Consider the following 21107-nt stretch of genomic DNA (forward strand, 5'->3'; position numbering starts at 1 on the left):
ATCGGCCGGGAAAGTCTGCGACGATCCGGTAAGGCTTTGCCGCCAGCCATCCGCCAGCGACGATGGCGGTTCAACACACGACCGGGGAAAACAGCAGCATGAGCACGGAAGCGGCGGGCAGTGAACTGATCAGCGTGGTCACCCTGTTGGCTGCCGGCGTGGTGGCGGTGCCCTTGTTCAAGCGCATCGGGCTCGGCTCGGTACTGGGCTATCTCGCCGCCGGTCTGTTGATCGGCCCGTTCGGGATCGGTCTGTTCTCCGATCCGCAGTCCATCCTGCACGTGGCCGAACTGGGCGTGGTGATGTTCCTGTTCATCATCGGCCTGGAGATGCAGCCTTCGCGGCTGTGGAGTCTGCGCCGGCAGATCTTCGGACTCGGGCTGGCGCAGGTGCTGCTCTGTGGCCTGTTGCTGACCGGGCTGGGCCTGCTCGCCGGCCTGGGCGGCGCGGCGGCCTTCGTCGCCGCCATGGGTTTCGTGATGACCTCCACCGCCACCGTCATGCTGCTGCTCGACGAGCGTGGCGAGACCTCGGCGCCGCGCGGTCAGCGCATCGTCTCGGTGCTGCTGCTGGAAGACCTCGCGATTGTGCCGCTGCTCGCCACCGTGGCCTTCCTGGCGCCGACGCCGGCCGAGGCGGTGACCGGCTCGCGCTGGCTGGCGGTAGCGCTGGGCCTGGTCTCGATTGCCGCCCTGGTACTGGTGGGCCGCTGGCTGCTCAACCCGATGTTCCGGCTGCTGGCCGCCTCGCGCGCCCGCGAGGTGATGACCGCGGCGGCGCTGCTGGTGGTGCTGGGCGCCGCCCTGCTGATGCAGTGGGGCGGCCTGTCGATGGCGATGGGCGCCTTCCTGGCCGGCGTGCTGCTATCCGAATCCAGCTTCCGCCACCAGTTGGAGGCGGACATCGAGCCGTTTCGCGGCATCCTGCTCGGCCTGTTCTTCCTCAGCGTCGGCATGTCGCTGGATCTGTCGGTGTTCAGCGCCCAGTGGGCGCTGATCCTGGGCGGCACCCTGCTGTTCATGGTGGTCAAGGGCCTGGGCATCTACAGCGTTGCCCGCCTCACCGGCGCCTGCCACGCCGACGCCATGCACCGCACGGTGCTGATGGCGCAGGGTGGCGAATTCGCCTTCGTGCTCTACGCCGCAGGCCTCGCCGGCGGCATCCTCGACGCCACCACCAATGCCATGTTCACCGCCATCGTCATCCTGTCGATGGCGCTGACGCCGCTGGCGGTCATGGCCCTGCGCTGGCTGGTGCCCGGCGATCGCGAATCGCTCGACGGCGTGGATCGCGCCGAGAATCTCAGCGGCTCGGTGCTGGTGATCGGCTTTGGCCGGTTCGGTCAGGTCGCCAGCCAGGCCCTGCTGGCGCGCGGCATCGAGGTGGCGATCATCGACACCGACACCGACATGATCCGCAGCGCCGCCGATTTCGGCTTCAAGGTCTATTACGGCGACGGCACCCGTCTCGACGTGCTGCACGCCTCGGGCGCCAGCCAGGCGCGCGCCATCGCGGTCTGCGTCAACGACCGGGTGGCGGCCTTGAAGATCGTCGAGCTGGCGCGTCACGAATTCCCCGAAGCCAAGGTACTGGTGCGTGCCTACGACCGCGAGCACGCCTTGCAGTTGATGGCCGCCGATGTCGACTACTGGGTGCGCGAAACCTTCGACGGCGCCAGCGCCTTCGGCGAGGCCGCGTTGAAGCTGCTGGGCGTGCCGGAGGCCGAAGCGGCGGAGATCGCCGCCGATGTCCGTCGCCGCGATCTCGAACGGCTGGACCTGCAATTCACCGGCGGTCTGCAAGCCGGCCGTGACCTGATGCACGGCAACCGCCTGAAGCCGCAGCCGCTGACCGCGCCGCGCCAGACCGGCGAGGCGCTGAACGCCGAGGCCGCCGCAGTAACCGCCGCCAGCGACTGAAGGCCGTCGCCGGCGGATCGGCGACCAAGCCTGGGCTCTGGCCTGCGCGCTCAGCGGAAGCTCAGCAACTCGCTCTGACGGCCCTCGAAATGCCCCTGTTCGTTGAAGCTGGACAGGCTGATGCCACGGCGGCTGTAGAGCAGCTTGCTCAGGCTGGCGTTGGCGATGTTCCAGTTCAGCGTCATCAGCTCGTGCTCGGGGATGCGCAGCAGCCGCTGGGTGAGGGCGCTGATGACGCCGCCAGAGGTGAACACCAGGGCGGTCTTGGAGTCGCCGAGCTGGGCGATGGTGGCGTCCAGGGCGCGGTCGCAGCGGTCCTTGAAGGCACGCCAGGACTCGCGGTAGTCGCCATCGGCGCTACCCGAGATCCAGCGGTCCACCGCCTGCGAGAACATCGCCTGGAAGGCGCGCTTGGGTTCGCCGGTCTGCGCCAGCTCCACCTGCATCACCCGCTTGTCGGCGTAGCGCGGCTCGTAGCGGGCGATGACTTCCTCGTGGTCGTACTCGTTGTAGTCGGGCAGTTCCTGTACCGGGAGGCTCAGGCCCATGGCGGCCAGGCAGGTTTCGGCGGTTTCCCGATGGCGGCGCATGCTGCCCTGGTAGACCGCATCGACTTTCGGCAGCCGCTCGCGCAGGTGCTCGCCGAGCACCCGCGCCTGCTCGAAGCCGAGCTTGGACAACTGGTCGTAGTTGCTGTGGCCGAAGCTCGCCTGGCCGTGGCGGATCAGGTAGATCGTGCCCATGTCAGATGCCGGATTCCTTGATGACGCGGCGCGCGCGCCAGCCCAGGTAGTTGGCCATGATCCAGAAGTTCTTGAACGCCGGGTTGCGGGTCTGCTTGTGGTGATAGCGGTAGTAGATCTGCTGGATGATTACCGCCAGCCGGAACAGCCCGTAGGCCTCGTAGAAGGCCCAGTTCTCGCACTTGAAGCTGGTCTTGGCCAGGTAGTACTCGACCACTTCCTTACGGTTGAACATGCCGGGCAGGTGGGTGGGCTGGCGGCGCATGTACTGGGCAAAGCGGTCGTCGCCGGCCTCCGACCAGTAGGCGATGATGCAGCCCAGCTCCATCAGCGGATCGCCGAGGGTGGCCATCTCCCAATCGAGCACGCCGATCACGCGGGTCGGATCCTCGCTGGACAGCACCAGGTTGTCGAAGCGCCAGTCGTTGTGGATCAGCACATTGGCGACATCCTTGGGGGCATTGGCCTTGAGCCAGGCCTGCACGCCCTTGAAGGCGCTGACGTTCCAGGTCGGCACCTTGCTGTAGCGGTCGCACCAGCCCTCGATCTGCCGCTGCACATAGCCGGAGCCCTTGCCCAGGCTGCCGAGACCGGCGGCCTGCACGTCGACGCGGTGCAGCTCGATCAGTTTGTCGAGCATGTTGGTGCACAGCTGGCGGGTCTGTTCCGGAGTCAGGCTGAGGCCGCGCGGCAGGTTCTTGCGCGGGATGATGCCGGCGATGCGGTCCATCACGTAGAACTCGCTGCCGATCAGCGACTCGTCCTTGCACAGGCCGACCATGTTCGGCACGTAGGGGAACACCGGCTTCAGCGCCGACTGCACGGTGTACTCGCGGCCCATGTCGTGCGCGCCCTTGGCCTTGGTGCCGGAGGGCGGGCGGCGCAGGATCAGGTCGCGGTTGGCGTACTGCAGGCGGTAGGTCCAGTTGGAGGCCCCGCCCGAGAACTGCGTGATCTGCGGCTCGCCCTGCAACTCGACGCCGAGGCTGCGCAGCCAGGCGCTGATCGTCGCGGCCGGCAGTTCCTCGCCTTCACGCACCGCGCCGCCACGGTCTTCGATGCGGCCCTGGGTCATTTGGAATATCCGCGCTTGGCCAGCTCGATGCGGGCGATCACGCCCTTGTGCACTTCGTCCGGGCCGTCGGCCAGGCGCAGCGAACGCGCCTGCGCGAAGAAGCCGGACAGCGGCGTATCGCGCGACATGCCGGCGCCACCGTGGATCTGCATCGCCATGTCGGTGACGCTCTGCAGCACGTTGGGGGCGACCACCTTGATGGCGCTGATCTCGGTCATCGCCTGCAGCGGGCCGACCTTGTCGATCTTCCAGGCGGCATAGAGGGTGAGCAGGCGCGCCTGGTCGATGGCGATGCGCGCGTCGGCGATGCGTTCACGGTTGCCGCCCAGGTTGAGCAGCGGCTTGCCGAAGGCGGTGCGCGCCATGCCACGGGCAATGGCCAGATCCAGGCCCTGCTCGGCAGCGCCCAGGCAGCGCATGCAGTGGTGGATGCGGCCGGGGCCCAGTCGGCCCTGGGCGATCTCGAAGCCACGGCCGGGGCCGGCGATGACATTGCCGAGCGGCAGACGCACGTTCTTGAAGTGCACCTCGCCGTGGCCGTGCGGCTCGTCGTAGTCGCCGAACACCGGCAGCATGCGCTCGATGCTCACCCCGGGCGTGTCCATCGGCACCAGCACCATGCTGTGCTGGCTGTGGCGGCCGAGCTGCTCGTTGGGGGTGAGCGCCATGAAGATGCCGATCTTGCAGCGCGGATCGCCAACGCCCGAGCTCCACCACTTCTTGCCGTTGAGCACGATCTCGTCGCCTTCGATGATCGCCGTCGCCCGCATGTTGGTGGCGTCGGAGGAGGCGACATCCGGCTCGGTCATGAAGAACACGCTGCGGATCTCGCCGGCCAGGAGCGGCTTGAGCCATTGCTCCTTCTGCGCGGCATTGCCGTACTTCCAGAGCACCTCCATGTTGCCGGTGTCGGGGGCGTTGCAGTTGAAGATTTCCGGCGCCATCAGGCTGCGGCCGGTTTCCTCGGCAATCGGCGCGTAGTCGAGCACCGAAAGGCCGGCGCCCAGCTCCGGGTCGGGCAGGAACAGGTTCCACAGGCCCTGCGCCTTGGCCATGGCCTTGAGCTTCTCGACATGGTCGGGGATGCGCCAGCTCTTCCAGTCGCCGCCGTGGCGTTGCTCGTGGATCTCGTCCCAGTGCTGCTTCTCGATCGGGGCGATGTGCTCCTTGATGAATTGCCGGACCCGCTTGGTGTAGTCCCTGCTCTTGGCGCTTTGTTCAAAGTCCATGTCGGTGCTCCTCGGTAGTGGACGGCATCGTATGCTGCCGCCGTCGATTCATGAACTGATTTGTCTGAATGGGGCGTTATGCAGGAAACGAATGAACGTGGCCGCTTGTCGCGGCTGGATCTGAACCTGCTGCGGGTCTTCGATCAGGTCTACCGCGAGCGCCACCTGGGCAAGGCGGCGGCGGCGCTGCATTTGAGCCAGCCGGCGGTCAGTCATGCGCTTGCGCGCCTTCGCAACCAGATCGACGACCCGCTGTTCCGGCGCCAGGCCGGCAAGCTGGTGCCAACGGCGCGCGCCGAGCAGCTGGCGCCACGGCTGTCCGAAACCCTGGTCAGCCTGGAGTCGATCCTGCGCCCCGAGCGCCATTTCGATCCGGCCCGCGAACTGCGCCGGGTGCGGCTGGCGATGGCCGACGAGATGGAGCCGATGCTGCTGCCGCCGCTGCTGGCCCGCCTCGCCGAGGCAGCGCCGGAGGCAAGCCTGAGCAGCGTCCGCATCGAACGCAGCGAGCTGAAGACCGATCTCGCCGCCGGCCGCCTGGACCTGGCGGTGGACATCGCCCAGCCAGTACAGGGTCTGCGCCACCGGCCGCTGTTCGAGGACCGCTACTGCGTGGTCGCCGCCGACGCCCGGCGTCTGACGGCCGCCGACTACCGCCGCGCCGACCATGTCGCGGTTTCCTCCCGGCGCAGCGGGCCGGCGATGGAGGAGTTCGAGCTGGGGCGGCTCGGCATCGAGCGCCGGGTGCGGCTGCGCTGCCAGAGTCACGAGGCGGCCGCCCGCGCGGTCGCCGCCTCCCGCCTGCTGCTGACCCTGCCGCGCACCCAGGCCGAGTGGCTGCGCGAGCGCTTCGGTCTGCAGGTCCTGCCGCTGCCGCTGAAGCTGCCGGCGGTGCAGGTACATCTCTACTGGCATCCCTCCTACGAGGAGGAGCCGGCGCGCGCCTGGCTGCGCGAGCAGATGCTGGACCTGGCGCGCATGGATTCCGGCAAGGCGCCGGCCTGAGGGGCAGGGCCGGTGGCAACGCCCTGCTTTTTTGGGGCGACGGAGTGGCCGGGGTGTTGCCAATCACGACTGACGAAATTTAGTATTCGTCACATGCGTAGCGCCTCCCTTACCCAGCCCGAGGTCCGTGGCCAGATTCTGGCGACAGCGGAACGGTTGTTCCGCGCCTGGGGTTATGCCAAGACCACGGTGGCCGACATCGCCCGCGAATGCGAGATGTCACCGGCCAACATCTACCGCTTCTTCGAGAGCAAGGCGGCGATCAACGAGGCGATCACCGAGGTGTTGCTGACCGAGGTCGAGCAGAAGGCCGAGGCGGTGGTGGCCGAGCAGCGTCCGGCGGCCGACCGCCTGCGCAAGCTGCTGCTGGAAATGCACACCTTCTCCTGCGAACGCTTCCTGAAAGACACCGAGGTGCACGAGCTGTGTGCCAAGGCGATGCGCGAACAGTGGGGGGTGATCGACGCCCACATCCGCCGCATCCGCTCCATCGTCCGCGGGCTGATCGCCGAGGGCATCAAGTCCGGCGAGTTCGCCAAGGCCGACCTCGATTTCGTCGAGACCTGCGTCAACAACGCCATGCTGCCGTTCTGCCACCCGCAGATCGTCGCCGAGCAGTTCGCCAAGGATCACAAGCGCCAGGCCGCCGCCATGGGCGAGTTTCTGGTTCGTGCTCTCAAGGGCTGATTTTTTCGTCTGATTCGTGACGATTGCTGAAAGTCGTCACTTTTAATTCATGCCCGGCCCGGCCGGTCTGCATGTCGTGAGGAGAGGGAAATGAAAACTGCGATTCGGCTCGGTTTGGCGGCGATGGGCCTGGTGCTGGCGGCCTGCGGCAAGGCGCCCGAGCCGGTGGAGGACATCCGTCCGGTGCGCACCCTCACCGTCGGCGCCAGCCAGACCTCGGCGGAGCACCGCTACTCCGGCGAGGTGCGCGCCCGCTACGAGTCGACGCTCGGCTTCCGGGTGCCGGGCAAGCTGGTCAGCCGCAAGGTGGATGTCGGCATGCAGGTGAAGGCCGGCCAGCTGCTGGCCCAGCTCGACCCCAAGGATCTGGTGCTCAGCGAATCCGCCGCCCAGGCACAGGTCGCCGCCGCGCGGGCGCAGGCCGAGGTGGCCGAACTGGACTACCGCCGGGTCAAGGAGCTGCTGGCCAAGGGCTTCATCAGCAAGGCCGAGTACGACCGCCAGGAAACCCAGCTGAAGGCAACCCAGGCCCAGGCCCAGGCGGTGGTGGCGCAGGCGGCGGTGCAAACCAATCAGACCGCCTACTCGCGCTTGCTGGCCGATAGCGATGGCGTGGTGACTGCGGTGCTGGCCGAGGCCGGCCAGGTGGTGGCCGCCGGCCAGCCGGTGATCCAGATCGCGCGCCGGGGCGAGATTGAGGTCGCTGCCGCGATCCCGGAAGACCGGGTCAGCAGCCTCAGCGTCGGCATGCCGGTGACGGTCTCGCTGTGGTCGCAGCCGGGCAAGAGCTACGCGGGGCGCATCCGGGAGCTGTCCTCGGCGGCCGATCCCTATGCCCGCACCTATGCGCTGCGGATCAGCGTCGCCGAGCCGCCGCCGGAGATGAAGCTGCGGATGACCGCGACGGTGAGCATTCCGCTGCCGGGCCAGCCGGACCTGATCCATCTGCCGTCCTCGGCGATGGTCACCCAGGACGGCAAGGCCGGAGTCTGGGTGGTGGAACCACAGAGTTCGAGCGTGCGCTTCAAACCGGTGCAGTTTGCGGGCGTCGAGGGCAATCAGGTGCTGGTGGGCGCCGGGCTGGGTGCCGGCGAGGTGGTGGTGACCGCCGGCGCCGCCTACCTCCACGCCGGGCAGAAGGTGAAGCTGCTGGCTGCGCCACCGGCACTGCCTACGGCGCCGAAGCCGGCGGCGGGCTGAGCCGGAGCCGCGCATGGAAACCTCCGGACGCTTCAATCTTTCGCGCTGGGCCATCGAGCACGCCAACTTCACCCGCTTCCTGATCGTGCTGCTGCTGATCGCCGGCGGCATTTCCTATCTGAAGCTGGGGCAGAAGGAAGATCCCGACTTCACCTTCCGGGTGATGGTGGTGCGCGCCTATTGGCCGGGCGCGACCGCCATCGAGATGGCGCAGCAGGTGGTCGATCCGCTGGAAGCCAAGCTTCAGGAAACCCCGTATCTGGACAAGCTGCAGAGCTACGCCAAGCCGGGCGAGGCGGCGGTGATGGTGTTCCTGCGCGAGGAGACGCCGGTCAAGGAGGTCAAGAACATCTGGTACCAGGTGCGCAAGAAGGCCAGCGATGTGCGCAGCGCGCTGCCCAGCAACCTGATCGGGCCGTTCTTCAACGACGAATTCGGCGATACCTACATCGCCATGTATTCCTTCACCACCGACGGCTTCACCTACGCCGAGCTGCGCGACTACGTTGACCAGGCGCGCAATGGCCTGCTGCGGGTGCCGGGCGTGGAAAAGGTGGAGGTGCTCGGCCAGCAGGAAGAGAAGGTCTACGTCGAGTTCTCCTACCGCAAATTCGCCCAGCTGGGCATCAGCTTCCAGCAGCTGCAGGCGGCGCTGAACGGCTACAACGCGATGACGCCGGCCGGCGTGCTCAATACCGACGAGCAGGCCATCTTCGTGCGCGTCGACGGCCATTACGACAGCCTCCAGGACATCGAGAACAGTCGCTTCCGGGTCGGCGAAAACAGCTTCCGTCTGGGTGACTTCGCCAAGGTCTACCGGGGCTACCAGGACCCGCCGCTGAGCAAGATTCGCCATCGTGGCCGTGAGGCCATCGCGCTCGGCATCGTCATGCGCAACGACGCCAACGTGCTGCACGTCGGCAAGGGTCTGGAGATCGGCGTCGCCCAGCTGCGCTCGGCCTTTCCGGTCGGCATCGAGATCGAGCAGTACACCGACCAGCCGAAGGTGGTGCGGGAAGCCGTCGGCGGCTTCGTGCGCTCGCTGGTGGAAGCGGTGGTGATCGTGATGGCGGTGAGCTTCCTTTCGCTCGGCTTCCGCACCGGCCTGGTGGTGGCGCTGACCATCCCGCTGGTGCTGGGCGTCACCTTCATGGTGATGGATGCCATCGGCCTGCAATTGCAGAAGATTTCGCTGGGCGCCCTGGTGCTGGCGCTGGGGCTGCTGGTCGACGACGCGATGATTGCGGTGGAGATGATGGCCCGCAAGCTGGAGGAGGGCTATGACAAGCTCAAGGCGGCGTCCTTCGCCTACACCTCCACCGCCTTCCCGATGCTCACCGGCACCCTGATCACCGCCGCCGGCTTTCTGCCGGTGGGCTTGGCCAAGTCGGCTTCCGGCGAGTACACGCAGTCGATGTTCCAGGTGATCGGCATTGCCCTGATCGTCTCCTGGTTCGCCTCGGTCTACGTCACGCCCTACATCGGCTACCTGCTGCTCAAGGAGCACCGGCTGCCGGACGGTGAACAGCACGAGTTGTTCAACGGTCCCTGGTTCCAGCGTCTGCGGCGGCTGATCGACTGGTGCGTCGAATACCGCTGGACCGTGATCGTCGCCACCCTGCTGCTGTTCCTGGTCGGCGTGTTCAGCTTCCGCTTCATCCCCAAGCAGTTCTTCCCGGATTCCACCCGCCTGGAGCTGATGGTGGAACTCTGGCTGCCCGAGGGTTCGAGCTTTGCCGCCAGCGAAGACGTGGCCAAGCGCATGGAAGCCAAGCTGGCCCAGGACCCCGATGTCAGCGATTACGTTGCCTACATCGGTTCCGGCAGCCCGCGCTTCTACCTGCCGCTCGACCAGCAGCTGAATCACACCAACATCTCGCAGTTCATGGTGCTGTCCAAGGACCTTGAGGCCCGCGAGCGTCTGCGCAAGCGCATCCACGGCTGGATCGACGACGAGTTTCCCGAGGTGCGGACCAAGATCGACCGTCTGCCCAATGGGCCGCCGACCGGCTGGCCTCTGCAATTCCGTGTACAGGGCCCGGACCCGACGGTGGTCCGGCAGTTCACCGAAGAGGTGAAGGCGGTGGTGCGTGCCAGCCCGATGGTCCGCAACGTCCACGACAACTGGCACGAGCCGATCGCGGTGATGAAGATCGACGTCGACCAGGAAAAGCTGCGGGTGCTCGGCATCAGCTCCAACGACGTGCGTGGCGCCAGCAACACCATCCTGTCCGGCACGCCGATCGGCAGCTACCGCGAGCGCAATCGCGAGGTGGAGATCATCGCCCGCCAGCCGCTGGAGGAACGCGACCAGCTCGGCAGCCTGAAGGACGCCTACATGCCCACCGTCACCGGGCAGTCGGTGCCGTTCTCGCACTTCGGCAAGGCGGTGCCGAGCTTCGAGCCCGGCGTGCTCTGGCGCCGGGACCGGCTCTGGGCGATCACCATCCAGGCCGAGGTGCTGGACGGCATCCAGTCGCCGGATGCCGCCTATGCCATCGACGCCCAGCTGGGCGAGATCAAGTCGCGGCTGCCGGTGGGCTACAGCATCGGCATCGCCGGGCCGCTGGAGGCCAATCAGGTCGCCAATGATTCGATCAACGCCGAAATGCCGAAGATGCTGGTGGTGATCCTGTTGCTGCTGATGATCCAGTTGCAGCACTTCGGGCGGACCATGCTGGTGCTGCTGACCGCGCCGCTGGGGATCATCGGCGCCGCCTTCGCGTTGCTCATCACCCAGACCGCTTTCGGCTTCGTGGCCCTGCTCGGGGTGATTGCGCTGGCCGGCATCATCATGCGCAACTCGGTGATCCTGGTGGACCAGATCGAGCAGGACATCAAGGCCGGCCACGATCCCTGGACCGCCATCGTCGAGTCGGCGGTACGCCGCGCCCGGCCGATCATGCTCACCGCCGCCGCTGCGGTGCTGGCGCTGATCCCGCTGGTGCGCAGCGTGTTCTACGGCCCGGCGGCCATCGCCCTGATGGGCGGCCTGATCGTCGCCACCCTGCTGACCCTGACCTTCCTGCCGGCGCTCTACGCGGCCTGGTTCAAGGTGCAACCGGCCAATCCTTTCCTGCGGCGCTAGCTCGCTGTATTCGCCTGGAGGCTGACCCGGCGGGTCTCCTTCCCCCGCCTGCGGGGGAAGGCCGGGATGGGGGCGGGCGGCGAGTGCGACCGCAGGGGTTGGGCTACCAGCCTGGTCCGCTCCGATCATCGCCCCCTCCCCAACCCTCCCCCGCAAGCGAGGGAGGGGGCTGCTTCGCACCGCGAGGAAAGAGGGCGCCATTCCAGCCTGGGAATGCCCTGGCAACACCTTGCGCCACCCGCCTCCCTGGCAGCCAGACCGGCCCCTGGTGCTGCCTGCGGCCCCGATTCCCCCGGCCCGGCGATGACGCCAGGGGCGGCTACGGGTAAAATCCCGCCGGTTTTCAGCGCCCTAAAGACAATCCGAACGAGGTTTTTACGTGAACGAACAGATTCTCAACGCCACCGCCAAGGCCATGGTCGCTCCCGGCCGCGGCATCCTTGCTGCCGACGAGTCCACCGGCACCATCAAGAAGCGCTTCGACAAGATCGGCGTGGAGAACACCGAGGCCAACCGTCAGGCCTACCGCGACATGCTGTTCACCACTCCCGGCTTCGAGCAGCACACCTCCGGCGTGATCCTGTTCGAGGAAACCCTGTTCCAGAAGAGCCTGGCCGGCGTGCCGTTCCCGGAACTGCTGGCCTCCAAGGGCGTGATCCCGGGCATCAAGGTCGACAAGGGCGCCCAGCCCCTGGCCGGCGGCGGTCTGGAAGAAACCATCACCGAAGGCCTCGACGGCCTTCGCGAGCGCCTGCAGAAGTACAAGGCCGCCGGCGCCCGCTTCGCCAAGTGGCGCGCGGTCATCACCATCAACGAAGAAGCCCCGAGCGACTACGCCATCCACGTCAACGCCCACGCCCTGGCCCGCTACGCCGCGCTCTGCCAGGAAGCCGACATCGTCCCGATCGTGGAGCCGGAAATCCTCATGGACGGCGACAACAGCATCGAGGTCTGCGAGGAAGTCACCGACATCGTGCTCGACGCCGTGTTCGCGGAACTCTCCGCCCAGCAGGTGCTGCTGGAAGGCATCGTGCTCAAGCCCAACATGGTGGTGCCCGGCATCAAGTGCCCCGAGCAGGCCAGCGTGCAGGAAGTCGCCGAAGCCACCCTGCGCGTCTTGAAGCGCCGCGTGCCGATCGCCGTCCCCGGCATCGCCTTCCTCTCCGGCGGCCAGAGCGACGAGCTGGCCACCGCCCACCTGGACTCCATGAACAAGATCGGCGGCTTCACCTGGGGCCTGACCTTCAGCTACGGCCGCGCCCTGCAGGCCGCCGCGCTCAAGGCCTGGGGCGGCAGCAACGTGGAAGCCGGCAAGGCCGCCCACCTGCACCGCGCCAAGATGAACGGCCTCGCCGCGCTGGGTCAGTGGGACAAGTCGTTGGAAAAGGCGGCCTAAGCCACCTCGCTACCGCGACCGAAAGACCCGCCCGCACCGAGAGGTGCTGGCGGGTTTTTTATGGCCAAGTGCAAGAAATATGGACTTGGAGTAGTGCCACGAGACTCGATCTATTGACGGCCAGATGCCGGAATGGGTGGTCAGCACCACTGCTGGCTGCGGAGCGCGCGCGAGCGGATTGTCGGGCGGTTTACGGGAGTGGGGCAAAGCAGCCCACAGCTGACTTTCAGTCGGCACCTTGAGATTGCTTCGGCCGTTCGAGAACGGCAGTATCAAAACTAGGCGTCGGGAACGCCTCGACAATCAAAGCAAGGGGACAGGGGCCGTGATCGAATCAATCACTATTTCCGGAGTGGCGACCTTCAGCGGCACGTCCGAGCAACTTAATGCGCTTTCTCAGTTTAATTTCTTTTTCGGCTCGAACGGCGCGGGAAAGACGACCGTCAGCCGAGTGATTGCGGATGCGCCAGCTTTTCCAAGTTGCAAGGTTATTTGGAGAGCAGGAGCAACACTTCAGCCACTGGTATACAACCGTGACTTCGTCGAAAGGAACTTCAACCAATCGACCGAGCTGAAAGGCGTATTTACGTTGGGCGAGAAACAACTTGATGTCGCTGCGAAAATCGCGGCCGCGAAAACTGAACTCGACGCCATCACAACCAAAGTTGCAACCCTAACGTTGGGATTGCAAGGTGCAGATGGAAGCGGCGGAAAAAAGGGCGAGTTGGCTGCACTTGAGAACGGATTCAAAGAAAAGTGCTGGGTGCAGAAGCAGAAGCATGACGCGAAACTGCAGGGCGGCTTCGAGGGCTTTAGGAACAATTCAGAAAAATTCAAGGGGAAAGTGCTTCAAGAGCAAACGTCTAACACTGCGACACTCCTGACTTTGGCGGAGTTGGAAACGAAAGCTGGAAGTGTCTTTGGACCGACGCCCATGACGGAGACAGCAGTCACAGCGCTCGACACGTCCCAACTCCTCTCACATGAGACGAATCCAATTTTGACGAAGCGGGTTATCGGCAAGGATGACGTCGATATCGCTGCAATGATTAGAAAACTCGGGAACAGCGATTGGGTCCGTGAGGGTCGTCGATTCTACGCAGCGAACGATCAAATCTGTCCGTTCTGCCAACAGGACACGACCGACGCACTTGCACGGAGTCTGAACGAGTATTTCGATGAGTCATTCATGGCCGACAGCAAGCAGGTTGACGACCTTGCTGCGAACTACGCCACCGAAGCAGCTCGGGTTCAGCAACAAATATCCGTGACCATTGCCTCGCCGCCCAAGTTTCTTGATGTCGAGAAGTTAAAGGCAGAGAAAGAGCTACTTGCTGCGCGCATCATAGTTAACAACCAGCGTCTTGCCGGAAAGAAAAAGGAGGCTAGCCAGGTAGTCGAATTGGAGCCACTGGGCAACGTCTGCACAGCGATTAGTACGCTGATTGATGTCGCCAACACCCAAGTGACTGCTCACAACAAGATGGTCGCTAACCTTGCGAAGGAGCGCGCGACGCTGACTGCCCAAGTATGGAAGTTCGTCCTCGAAGAACTGAAGACCGACCTCGCTGCTTTCAAGACAGCGAAAGAAGGCTTGGACAAAGCCATCACATCGATAAAAGACCAGATAACGACAGCGACGACTGAGAAGGTTAAGAAGGAAATCGAGATTCGCGAGCTGGAGAAAAAAACTACGAGCATCCAGCCCACGATAGACGGGATCAACAGTCTGCTTCTGTCATTCGGGTTTCAAGGTTTCAAGCTTGCGAAAGCCGCGAATGGAACGTCCTACAAACTGGTTCGCTTGGATGGCTCCGACGCCAAGGCAACCTTGAGCGAGGGCGAGAAAACTTTCGTCACTTTTCTCTATTTCTACCACCTGCTTAAAGGTAGCGAGTCTGACAGCGGAATGACCACGGACCGAATTGTTGTCTTTGACGACCCTGTCTCGAGTCTTGATAGCGACATTCTCTTCATCGTCAGCAGTCTCATCAAAGGACTATTCGATGAAGTGCGTGCTGGAACCGGTTACGTCAAACAGATATTCGTTCTCACGCATAACGTCTACTTTCACAAGGAGGTCACCTATAACCCTAAGCGCAAGGACGTTGCGATGAAAGAGGAAACATTTTGGATCGTGCGCAAGTCCGGGTTGATCTCAAAGCTCGACAAGCATCTGACGAACCCAATCAAGACATCCTACGAGTTGCTATGGGCGGAGGTTCGCAAACCAGAGCGATCAAATATAGCCATTCAAAACACGCTTCGACGAATCTTGGAGAACTACTTCAAGATTCTAGGCGGTATCGAATTTGATGGGTTGTGCGCAATGTTTGAAGGAAAAGAGAAGATAATCTGCAAATCGCTTTGCTCGTGGGTGCATGACGGTTCGCACTACGCGCACGACGATCTGTACGTCTCGATTGAGGACACGATGGTGGATGCCTACCTAAAAGTGTTCAGGGCAATCTTCGAGAAGTCAGGACACAGCGCGCACTACAGGATGATGATGGCTGACGCTTTCGTGGAGGACACCCCTGCGGTGATGGCGGTATGAAACGCTCTATGAGCCGTCACCCAACAATTGGATTACGCAGAAAGACCGCTGCGTGGCGCGGCGCTGAGTCGGAGTGTGTCTGACCGGCTGCTTCTGCCGCTTAATCGTCGTCGGTAGTCAAGGCGCCAGTGGCCGCTTCTGGTTTCAACGAGACAACTTCGAGGCGTGCAAAAGGTGGTCAGCTGGGTAAGCAATCCACCGCTGTTTGCAGATGGCTTTCTCGGTGGCCTATGGCTCAGGCCCGGTCGATAAGGGGATGATGTTGGCTCGGCAGGAGACTCTGCCGACCGATTAACGCTGCACTTTGTAAAGACCACGGCCCAGACCATGCAAGTCATCGAATACGACCGCTACGGCGGCCCCGAGGTCATCGAACTACGAGACAGGTCGGAGCCGCAGCCGGCGGCTGGCGAGGTGTTGGTACGCATCCATGCCGCCGCGCTCAATCCCAAGGATGCGCTGGTGCGTTCAGGCAAATTCAAGCGCTTGGCCGGTCCTGGGTTCCCGAAGCGCATGGGCTACGACTTGGCCGGCGAGGTGGCAGCGGTCGGCGAGGGTGTGCGCGGCTACACGCCAGGGCAGCCGGTGTACGGGATGATTCAGAGTTGGCGTGCCGGCGCCTTTGCCGAGTACGTGGCGCTGCCTGCGGACGAGCTGGCGCCGCGTCCGGCCGGGCTCGACTACGCCCAGGCCGCCGCCATTCCGCTGGCGGCGCAGACCGCACTGCAGGCGCTGCGCGACCTCGCCGGCGTCCGGCCCGGCGACCGGGTGGCGATCCACGGTGCCTCGGGCGGCGTCGGCACCTTGGCGGTGCAGATCGCCAAGGCGCTGGGGGCGAGGGTGAGCGCGATCTGTGGCGCCGACTCCGCCGAGCTGGTGCGCGGTCTCGGCGCCGACGAGGTGTTCGATTACCGCCAGACCGATCCGGCCCGGCTGCCCGGCCGCTATCAGGCCTATTTCGACGTGTTCGGCAACCAGCGCTATGGCGCGGTGAAACCACTGCTGACGGCACGAGGCTGCTACGTCAGCACGGTGCCAAGCGCGCGCAACATCCGGGATCATCTGCTCACCCGGCTGTCGCCACTGAAACGGGCGCGGCTGGTAGTCGTGCGCTCCAAGCGCGCCGACCTCGAACAACTCTCGGAATGGGTGGCGCAGGGCCGGCTCAAGCCGCTGATCGCGGCGCGCCTGCCATTGGCGGAAACCGCGCGGGCGCATGCGATGATTCAGGGCAAGAACACCCACGGTAAGATCGTGCTCGACATCCCCTGAGGAGCCCATGAGGCAATTGCAAGACAAGGTGGTCTGGATCACCGGCGCCAGCAGCGGCATCGGCGAGGCGCTGGCGATCAGCGCCGCCGAGCAGGGCGCCAGGCTGGTGCTGAGCGCCCGCCGCGAGACCGAGTTGCAGCGGGTGCGCGCGGCCTGCCTCAATCCGCAGAACGTGGCGCTGCTGCCGGTGGACCTCACCGCCTTCGATGCCGAGGCATTGGCCGCCAGGGCCACCAGCTTCTTCGGGCCGGTGGACGTGCTGGTCAACAACGCCGGCATCAGTCAGCGCAGCACCGTGCTGGAGACCAAGATGGAGGTCTACCGGCGCATCTTCGAGCTGGACTTCTTCGCCTGCGTGGCGCTGACCAAGGCGCTCTTGCCGGGCATGGTGGCGCGCAAGCGTGGCACGCTGGTGGTGATCTCCAGCGTGGTCGGTTACGTCGGCACGCCGCTGCGGTCCGGCTATGCCGCCGCCAAGCACGCGCTGCACGGCTTCTACGACGCGCTGCGCGCCGAGGTCTGGCGCGAGAACGTGCAGGTCACCCTGATCTGCCCCGGCTTCATCAAGACCAATGTCTCGCTCAATGCCATCACCGCCGATGGCGGTCAGCACGGGGTGATGGACGCCGGCCAGTTGCACGGCATGGAGCCGGCCGAATGCGCGCGGCAGATCTGGGCGGCGGTCGCCGCCGGCCGCGAAGAGGCGCTGATCGGCCGCAAGGAAGCGATCTTCGTGCGCCTCAAGCGCCATCTGCCGGGCCTGCTCAGCTACGCGATCAAGCGCGCCAAGGTGACCTGAGGGCCCGCTCGGAGCGCTTGAGCCCTGGTTGGTAGCTTGACCAGCTAGTGGGACGGGCGCATCTTACCTGGCGTCTTACTTCGGGCTTGCAAAGATGCACACCACACTCTCCACCAAAGGCCAGGTCGTGATTCCGGCCAAGGCACGCCAGTCGGCGCAACTGCTTCCGGGTGCGCGTCTTTCGGTGGAAGTCGTGCCGGATGGCTTGTTGCTACGGCCGGTGGCGGGCTCGGGTGCGTCGGAGCGCTACCCCGGTGTGCCGCGGGTCAGCTTCGAGCAGGTTCGCGAGGGTTTTGTCGGGCGTGCCAAGGCGAGTGCGCGGAAGCTCTCCGAGCCCGAGCTGCGTCGGCGCATCGGCGAGAAGCTGCTAGAGAAGGACCTGAGCAGCCGTGCAGGCCGTTGATACCAATGTGCTTGCCCGCTTCGTGCTGCGCGACGATGCCGCGCAGGTGCGTCGGGCCGATGCGCTGCTCAAGACGGCGGTCTGGGTGCCGGTGACGGTTTTTCTGGAACTGGCCTGGGTGCTGGGCTGCGTGCGTGCCTCCGAGCAGGAGGTGATCGAGGATCTGCGCGCGTTGCTGGGGCTGCCGAATTTGCATTGCGACCAGGGCGAGGCGGTGGCCCTGGGCTTGTCCTGGGCGGAGCAGGGCATGGACCTCGCCGATGCCCTGCATCTGGCGCTGAGTCAGCGGCAGCAGGGTTTCCGCAGCTTCGACAAGGCGCTGATCGCAACAGCGAAGAAGGCGAAGCCGCGCACGCTCGCCGTGGTGGCGGCGCCCTGATGCCGACGCTCGAAGGCAAGCTGGTGGTCGCGCTGTCCTCGCGGGCGCTGTTCGACTTCGAGGAGGAGAACCGCGTCTTCGAGCAGACCGACGACCGCGCCTACATGCGCCTGCAGTTCGACCGTCTCGATACGCCAGCCAAGCCGGGTGTGGCGTTTCCGCTGGTGCAGAAGCTCCTGGCCTTCAACACGCCGGAGCAGCAGCGCGTCGAGGTGGTGATCCTGTCTCGCAATGACCCGGTCTCGGGCTTGCGGGTGCTGCGCTCCACCAAGGCGCATGGCCTGGCCATCGAGCGCTGCGTGTTCACTCGTGGCCGCTCGCCGTTCGGCTACCTGCGCTCGCTGCACGCGCATCTGTTCCTGTCGATGAACGAGGCCGACGTGCGTGACGCGCTCAACGCCGGCTTTCCCGCCGCGCGGGTCTATGCCGAGTCGGCGCGCGTGGCGGTGGCGCACCCGCAGGAGATCCGCATCGCTTTTGACGGCGACGCCGTGCTGTTTTCCGACGAGGCCGAGCGGGTGTTCCAGGCCAATGGCCTCGACGCCTTCCAGGCCCACGAGGCCGAGCGCTACGCCACGCCGCTGCCACCGGGGCCGTTCAAGCCGCTGCTGGAGGCGCTGCACCGTATGAAGCGGGCGGGCGAGGGCGAGACCGTGGAGCCGGCGCCGCCGATGCGCCTGCGCACCGCCCTGGTCACCGCCCGCAGCGCGCCGGCGCACGAGCGCGCCATCCGCACCCTGCTGGACTGGGGCTTGGAAGTGGACGAGGCGATGTTCCTGGGAGGACTGGAGAAGAGCGCCTTCCTGCAGGAATTCGAGCCGGATTTCTTCTTCGACGACCAGACCCGCCATTGCGACGCCGCCGCGCGGGTGGTGCCCACCGGTCACGTCGCCGCCGGCGTCATCAACGACTAGGAGCCGCCATGCCCTTCGTCCTGCTCATCAACGAACCGCGCGGCCAGCGCGCCAGCCGCAGCGAGGCCGAGGGCCGCGCGCTCTACCAGCGCATGGTCGAGTACGGCGCCGGCTTGAAGGAGCGCGGCCTGCTGCTGGCGGTGGAATCGCTGAAGTCGGATGAAGAGGGCGTGCGCCTGCAAAAGCGTGAGGGTCGCGACCATCTGCTCGACGGCCCGTTCTCCGAAGCGAGGGAAATGGTCGGCGGCTTCTTCCTGCTCGCCTGCGGCAGCCGTGAGGAAGCCCTGGCGGTCGCCGCCGAATGCCCGGCGACGGAATGGGCGACTGTCGAAGTGCGCGAAACCGGGCCTTGCTTCCTGTAGCGAAGGCGCTGATTGCGGGAAGCTCGCGGGAAACGCCCCCACCCTGACCCTCCCCCGCGAGCGGGGGAGGGAAATCGCTAACTGGCCAAGGATTGCGCCAGCAGTTCCAGTACCCGCGCTTCCGCCCAGCTATCCAGCTTCCAGTTTTCGATGAAGCCGCAGTGGCCGCCGCGCTCGGTGGCGGCGTAGGCGACGACCTTGCCACCGGCCTTGAGGCCTTCGAAGTCGGCCGGTGGGCACACCGAATCGTCCCGGGCGGTGAGGATGGCCAGCGGCTGCGGGCTGGCCATCAGCATGGCGGGCGTCAGGGTGTACTGCTCCAGGTAATGGTCCAGGGTCTCGAACTCGGTGTGGTCCTCGACGAAGGCGCGGGTGATCTCGGTGAAGTCGGCGATGGCGCGATGGCGGCTGAAGTCGTAGCGCCCAGGAAAGGCGGCGGCCTTGGCGTCCATGGTCTTGCGCCACTTGTCGAGAAAGTAGCGGTTGACCAGCTTGGGCCCCTCGTTGATGCCGATCAGGGTCGAGCGCGGATTGATCGCCGGTGAGATACCGATGCTGAGTCGGGGATTCACCCCGTACTCGCCGCCACGCAAGGCCATGCGCAGGGCGAAGTTACCGCCCAGCGAGAAGCCGACCACGAACAGTGGCAGGCCGGGTTCCAGCGCCTGTGCCGCCAGCACGCCTTCGGCGACTTCGCGCAGGCGGGCGGAGTGGAACATCTGCTCGTTGAGGCCGTGGTGGGTGCTGCCGTGGTCGCGCATGCACAGTCGCACCAGGGCGTAGCCGGCGCGGTGCAGGCTGCACGCCAGACCATAGAGGTAGCTGGAATCCTGCCCGCCTTCCCAGCCGTGGATCAGCACCACCAGCGCCTTCGCATTGGCGCTGGGTGTGTGCCAGCCGGTGAGGGTGACGGCCGCTCCGGACTCGTCCCGCACCAGGAAGTGCCGCAGGCTGGACAGCGCGTTGAGGTCGAGTCCGCGCCGCCGCCACAGCCAGCGTACCGGGCGCTTGCTGGCCAGTACCGATTGCAGGAAGGCGGAACGCAGGCCCGGGGCGGGCGAGAACGAAGGAACCACGGGCTGGCTGGAGTGCGGGGCGAGGGCCGATGGTAGAGCGGCGCGCGCGCCGTCGCCATCAGGCGCCTGCGCGGACCTCGCTGACCAACTGCGGCAGTTCCGCCAGCGCTTCGCGGTTGTCGTGCTGCCAGGGATGGAAGCCGGGCTTGAAGTAGGCGAACCAGGCCGGCGCCAGCGCCAGCCAGGCGGCGGGCTTGATGAACAGGAAGCCGAACAGCCGCAGATAGCCACGCAGATGGCTTTCCTTGGGATGCGCCGCCTTCGACATCTTCCAGTGGAAGATTGCGGTGAACAGCCAGAAGAACCAGCTGGTCTGGATCAGCCCCCAGCAGCGCTTCAGATAGCTGCCGAGGGTATTGGGCATCACCGTCTTCCAGACATCGAAGGCCACCGCCTTGTGCTCGGTTTCCTCCAGCGCGTGCCAGCGCCAGAGCCGCACGTAGTCGGGCGCCGAGGCCGCGCCGCCCAGCACCTCCGGCGTGCGCAGCAGGTGCGCGGCCATGATCGCGGTGAGGTGTTCCAGGGCGATGGTCATCGACAACTGCATCGACGGCGGGAAGATCTTGTGCGCCATCTTCAGGCGGTTGAGCGAGAAGGTCTCGATGCGCTCGGCGGGCAGGCCGGCGTCCTGCATCAACTGGTTGTAGACCCGGTGTTCGCGGCCGTGCATGGCCTCCTGGCCGATGAAGGCGGTGACCGCCTGCTGCAGCGTCGGGTCGCTGACCCGATCCCGGTAGTGGCGCACCGCCTGGATGAAGAACTTCTCGCCTTCGGGGAAGTACAGCGACATGGTGTTGAAGAACTGGCTGACGTGCTCGCCCCGGCTGTGCCAGTCGTTGATGCGGCCGGCATCGAGCGGAAAATGCAGATCGCGGCGCTGCGGCTGTGGGTTGTCCATGTCGTTCTCCTCGTCTTGCATGACTGGGTTCGACGCTACGCCCGCGAGCGGATTCGACCTATGGCCTCAGTGACATCGGTCGATGGCAATCTGGCCCTGCGTAAT

18 protein-coding genes are annotated in these 21107 nt (G+C 65.4%); 13 read left to right on the plus strand and 5 right to left on the minus strand.

What is annotated here, in order from left to right; all coding sequences use genetic code 11:
* The first annotated feature begins 98 nt into the window (after positions 1 to 98).
* The gene (locus ED208_RS08345; protein WP_123211429.1) at positions 99 to 1919 is read left to right on the plus strand and encodes a monovalent cation:proton antiporter-2 (CPA2) family protein; all 1821 of its coding nucleotides are present in this window, start codon (positions 99 to 101) and stop codon (positions 1917 to 1919) included.
* A gap of 50 nt (positions 1920 to 1969) precedes the next feature.
* Here ED208_RS08345 and ED208_RS08350 read toward each other — a convergent pair whose 3' ends face one another.
* Genes ED208_RS08350 through ED208_RS08360 form a run of 3 tightly spaced genes read right to left on the minus strand, consistent with a single transcriptional unit; the run spans position 1970 to position 4966 of the window.
* Positions 1970 to 2662 (minus strand): histidine phosphatase family protein, encoded by a 693-nt coding sequence (locus tag ED208_RS08350; RefSeq protein WP_123211430.1) that lies wholly within the window; start codon positions 2660 to 2662, stop codon positions 1970 to 1972.
* Between the two features lies 1 nt (position 2663).
* A complete protein-coding gene (locus ED208_RS08355; RefSeq protein ID WP_123211431.1) occupies positions 2664 to 3737 on the minus strand; it encodes a phosphotransferase family protein in 1074 nt (357 codons plus the stop codon).
* Positions 3734 to 4966, minus strand: coding sequence for an acyl-CoA dehydrogenase family protein (locus tag ED208_RS08360; RefSeq protein ID WP_123211432.1), 1233 nt, complete (start codon positions 4964 to 4966; stop codon positions 3734 to 3736). The genes ED208_RS08355 and ED208_RS08360 overlap by 4 nt, the downstream gene beginning before the upstream one ends.
* 78 nt (positions 4967 to 5044) lie before the next feature.
* Here ED208_RS08360 and ED208_RS08365 point away from each other — a divergent pair, with 78 nt between their 5' ends.
* The 12 genes from ED208_RS08365 (at position 5045) to ED208_RS08420 (ending at position 19028) form a co-directional block, all read left to right on the plus strand.
* Positions 5045 to 5971, plus strand: a complete 927-nt coding sequence (locus tag ED208_RS08365; protein ID WP_123211433.1) for a LysR family transcriptional regulator — start codon at positions 5045 to 5047, stop codon at positions 5969 to 5971.
* A 93-nt stretch (positions 5972 to 6064) separates the two neighbouring features.
* A complete protein-coding gene (locus ED208_RS08370; RefSeq protein WP_123211434.1) occupies positions 6065 to 6658 on the plus strand; it encodes a TetR/AcrR family transcriptional regulator in 594 nt (197 codons plus the stop codon).
* Between the two features lie 90 nt (positions 6659 to 6748).
* Positions 6749 to 7858, plus strand: coding sequence for an efflux RND transporter periplasmic adaptor subunit (locus ED208_RS08375; RefSeq protein WP_199720557.1), 1110 nt, complete (start codon positions 6749 to 6751; stop codon positions 7856 to 7858).
* 13 nt (positions 7859 to 7871) lie between these two features.
* Complete coding sequence (locus ED208_RS08380) at positions 7872 to 10946, plus strand: efflux RND transporter permease subunit (protein WP_123211436.1); 3075 nt, start codon at positions 7872 to 7874, stop codon at positions 10944 to 10946.
* A 379-nt stretch (positions 10947 to 11325) separates the two neighbouring features.
* Positions 11326 to 12342 (plus strand): class I fructose-bisphosphate aldolase, encoded by a 1017-nt coding sequence (locus tag ED208_RS08385; RefSeq protein ID WP_123211437.1) that lies wholly within the window; start codon positions 11326 to 11328, stop codon positions 12340 to 12342.
* A 325-nt stretch (positions 12343 to 12667) separates the two neighbouring features.
* Positions 12668 to 14899 (plus strand): AAA family ATPase, encoded by a 2232-nt coding sequence (locus tag ED208_RS08390; protein ID WP_123211438.1) that lies wholly within the window; start codon positions 12668 to 12670, stop codon positions 14897 to 14899.
* Between the two features lie 327 nt (positions 14900 to 15226).
* The gene (locus ED208_RS08395) at positions 15227 to 16171 is read left to right on the plus strand and encodes an NAD(P)-dependent alcohol dehydrogenase (protein ID WP_123211439.1); all 945 of its coding nucleotides are present in this window, start codon (positions 15227 to 15229) and stop codon (positions 16169 to 16171) included.
* 7 nt (positions 16172 to 16178) lie between these two features.
* Positions 16179 to 16970 (plus strand): SDR family oxidoreductase, encoded by a 792-nt coding sequence (locus ED208_RS08400; protein WP_123211440.1) that lies wholly within the window; start codon positions 16179 to 16181, stop codon positions 16968 to 16970.
* A gap of 94 nt (positions 16971 to 17064) precedes the next feature.
* Entirely contained in the window at positions 17065 to 17373 is a 309-nt protein-coding gene (locus ED208_RS08405) for an AbrB/MazE/SpoVT family DNA-binding domain-containing protein (protein WP_123211441.1), read from the plus strand.
* A complete protein-coding gene (locus tag ED208_RS08410; protein ID WP_123211442.1) occupies positions 17360 to 17752 on the plus strand; it encodes a type II toxin-antitoxin system VapC family toxin in 393 nt (130 codons plus the stop codon). The genes ED208_RS08405 and ED208_RS08410 overlap by 14 nt, the downstream gene beginning before the upstream one ends.
* Positions 17749 to 18666, plus strand: coding sequence for a 5'-nucleotidase (locus ED208_RS08415; RefSeq protein ID WP_123211657.1), 918 nt, complete (start codon positions 17749 to 17751; stop codon positions 18664 to 18666). The genes ED208_RS08410 and ED208_RS08415 overlap by 4 nt, the downstream gene beginning before the upstream one ends.
* A gap of 8 nt (positions 18667 to 18674) precedes the next feature.
* Positions 18675 to 19028 (plus strand): YciI family protein, encoded by a 354-nt coding sequence (locus tag ED208_RS08420; protein WP_123211443.1) that lies wholly within the window; start codon positions 18675 to 18677, stop codon positions 19026 to 19028.
* A 77-nt stretch (positions 19029 to 19105) separates the two neighbouring features.
* On the opposite strand, the gene ED208_RS08425 is transcribed toward ED208_RS08420, so the two are convergent.
* Both ED208_RS08425 and ED208_RS08430 read right to left on the minus strand, forming a co-directional pair.
* Entirely contained in the window at positions 19106 to 20104 is a 999-nt protein-coding gene (locus ED208_RS08425; RefSeq protein WP_158608485.1) for a YheT family hydrolase, read from the minus strand.
* A gap of 58 nt (positions 20105 to 20162) precedes the next feature.
* Entirely contained in the window at positions 20163 to 21002 is an 840-nt protein-coding gene (locus ED208_RS08430; protein ID WP_123211658.1) for a metal-dependent hydrolase, read from the minus strand.
* Positions 21003 to 21107 lie beyond the last annotated feature (105 nt).

The organism is Stagnimonas aquatica (assembly GCF_003730135.1).
GTDB lineage: Bacteria > Pseudomonadota > Gammaproteobacteria > Nevskiales > Nevskiaceae > Stagnimonas > Stagnimonas aquatica.

Bases quoted from the DNA above. Each gene is read 5' to 3' on its own strand.
- ED208_RS08405 (WP_123211441.1), top strand. From the start codon at position 17,065: ATGCACACCACACTCTCCACCAAAGGCCAGGTCGTGATTCCGGCCAAG.
- ED208_RS08400 (WP_123211440.1), top strand. From the start codon at position 16,179: ATGAGGCAATTGCAAGACAAGGTGGTCTGGATCACCGGCGCCAGCAGC.
- ED208_RS08365 (WP_123211433.1), top strand. From the start codon at position 5,045: ATGCAGGAAACGAATGAACGTGGCCGCTTGTCGCGGCTGGATCTGAAC.
- ED208_RS08430 (WP_123211658.1), bottom strand. From the start codon at position 21,002: ATGGACAACCCACAGCCGCAGCGCCGCGATCTGCATTTTCCGCTCGAT.
- ED208_RS08360 (WP_123211432.1), bottom strand. From the start codon at position 4,966: ATGGACTTTGAACAAAGCGCCAAGAGCAGGGACTACACCAAGCGGGTC.
- ED208_RS08350 (WP_123211430.1), bottom strand. From the start codon at position 2,662: ATGGGCACGATCTACCTGATCCGCCACGGCCAGGCGAGCTTCGGCCAC.
- ED208_RS08395 (WP_123211439.1), top strand. From the start codon at position 15,227: ATGCAAGTCATCGAATACGACCGCTACGGCGGCCCCGAGGTCATCGAA.
- ED208_RS08375 (WP_199720557.1), top strand. From the start codon at position 6,749: ATGAAAACTGCGATTCGGCTCGGTTTGGCGGCGATGGGCCTGGTGCTG.
- ED208_RS08355 (WP_123211431.1), bottom strand. From the start codon at position 3,737: ATGACCCAGGGCCGCATCGAAGACCGTGGCGGCGCGGTGCGTGAAGGC.
- ED208_RS08370 (WP_123211434.1), top strand. From the start codon at position 6,065: ATGCGTAGCGCCTCCCTTACCCAGCCCGAGGTCCGTGGCCAGATTCTG.
- ED208_RS08345 (WP_123211429.1), top strand. From the start codon at position 99: ATGAGCACGGAAGCGGCGGGCAGTGAACTGATCAGCGTGGTCACCCTG.
- ED208_RS08380 (WP_123211436.1), top strand. From the start codon at position 7,872: ATGGAAACCTCCGGACGCTTCAATCTTTCGCGCTGGGCCATCGAGCAC.
- ED208_RS08420 (WP_123211443.1), top strand. From the start codon at position 18,675: ATGCCCTTCGTCCTGCTCATCAACGAACCGCGCGGCCAGCGCGCCAGC.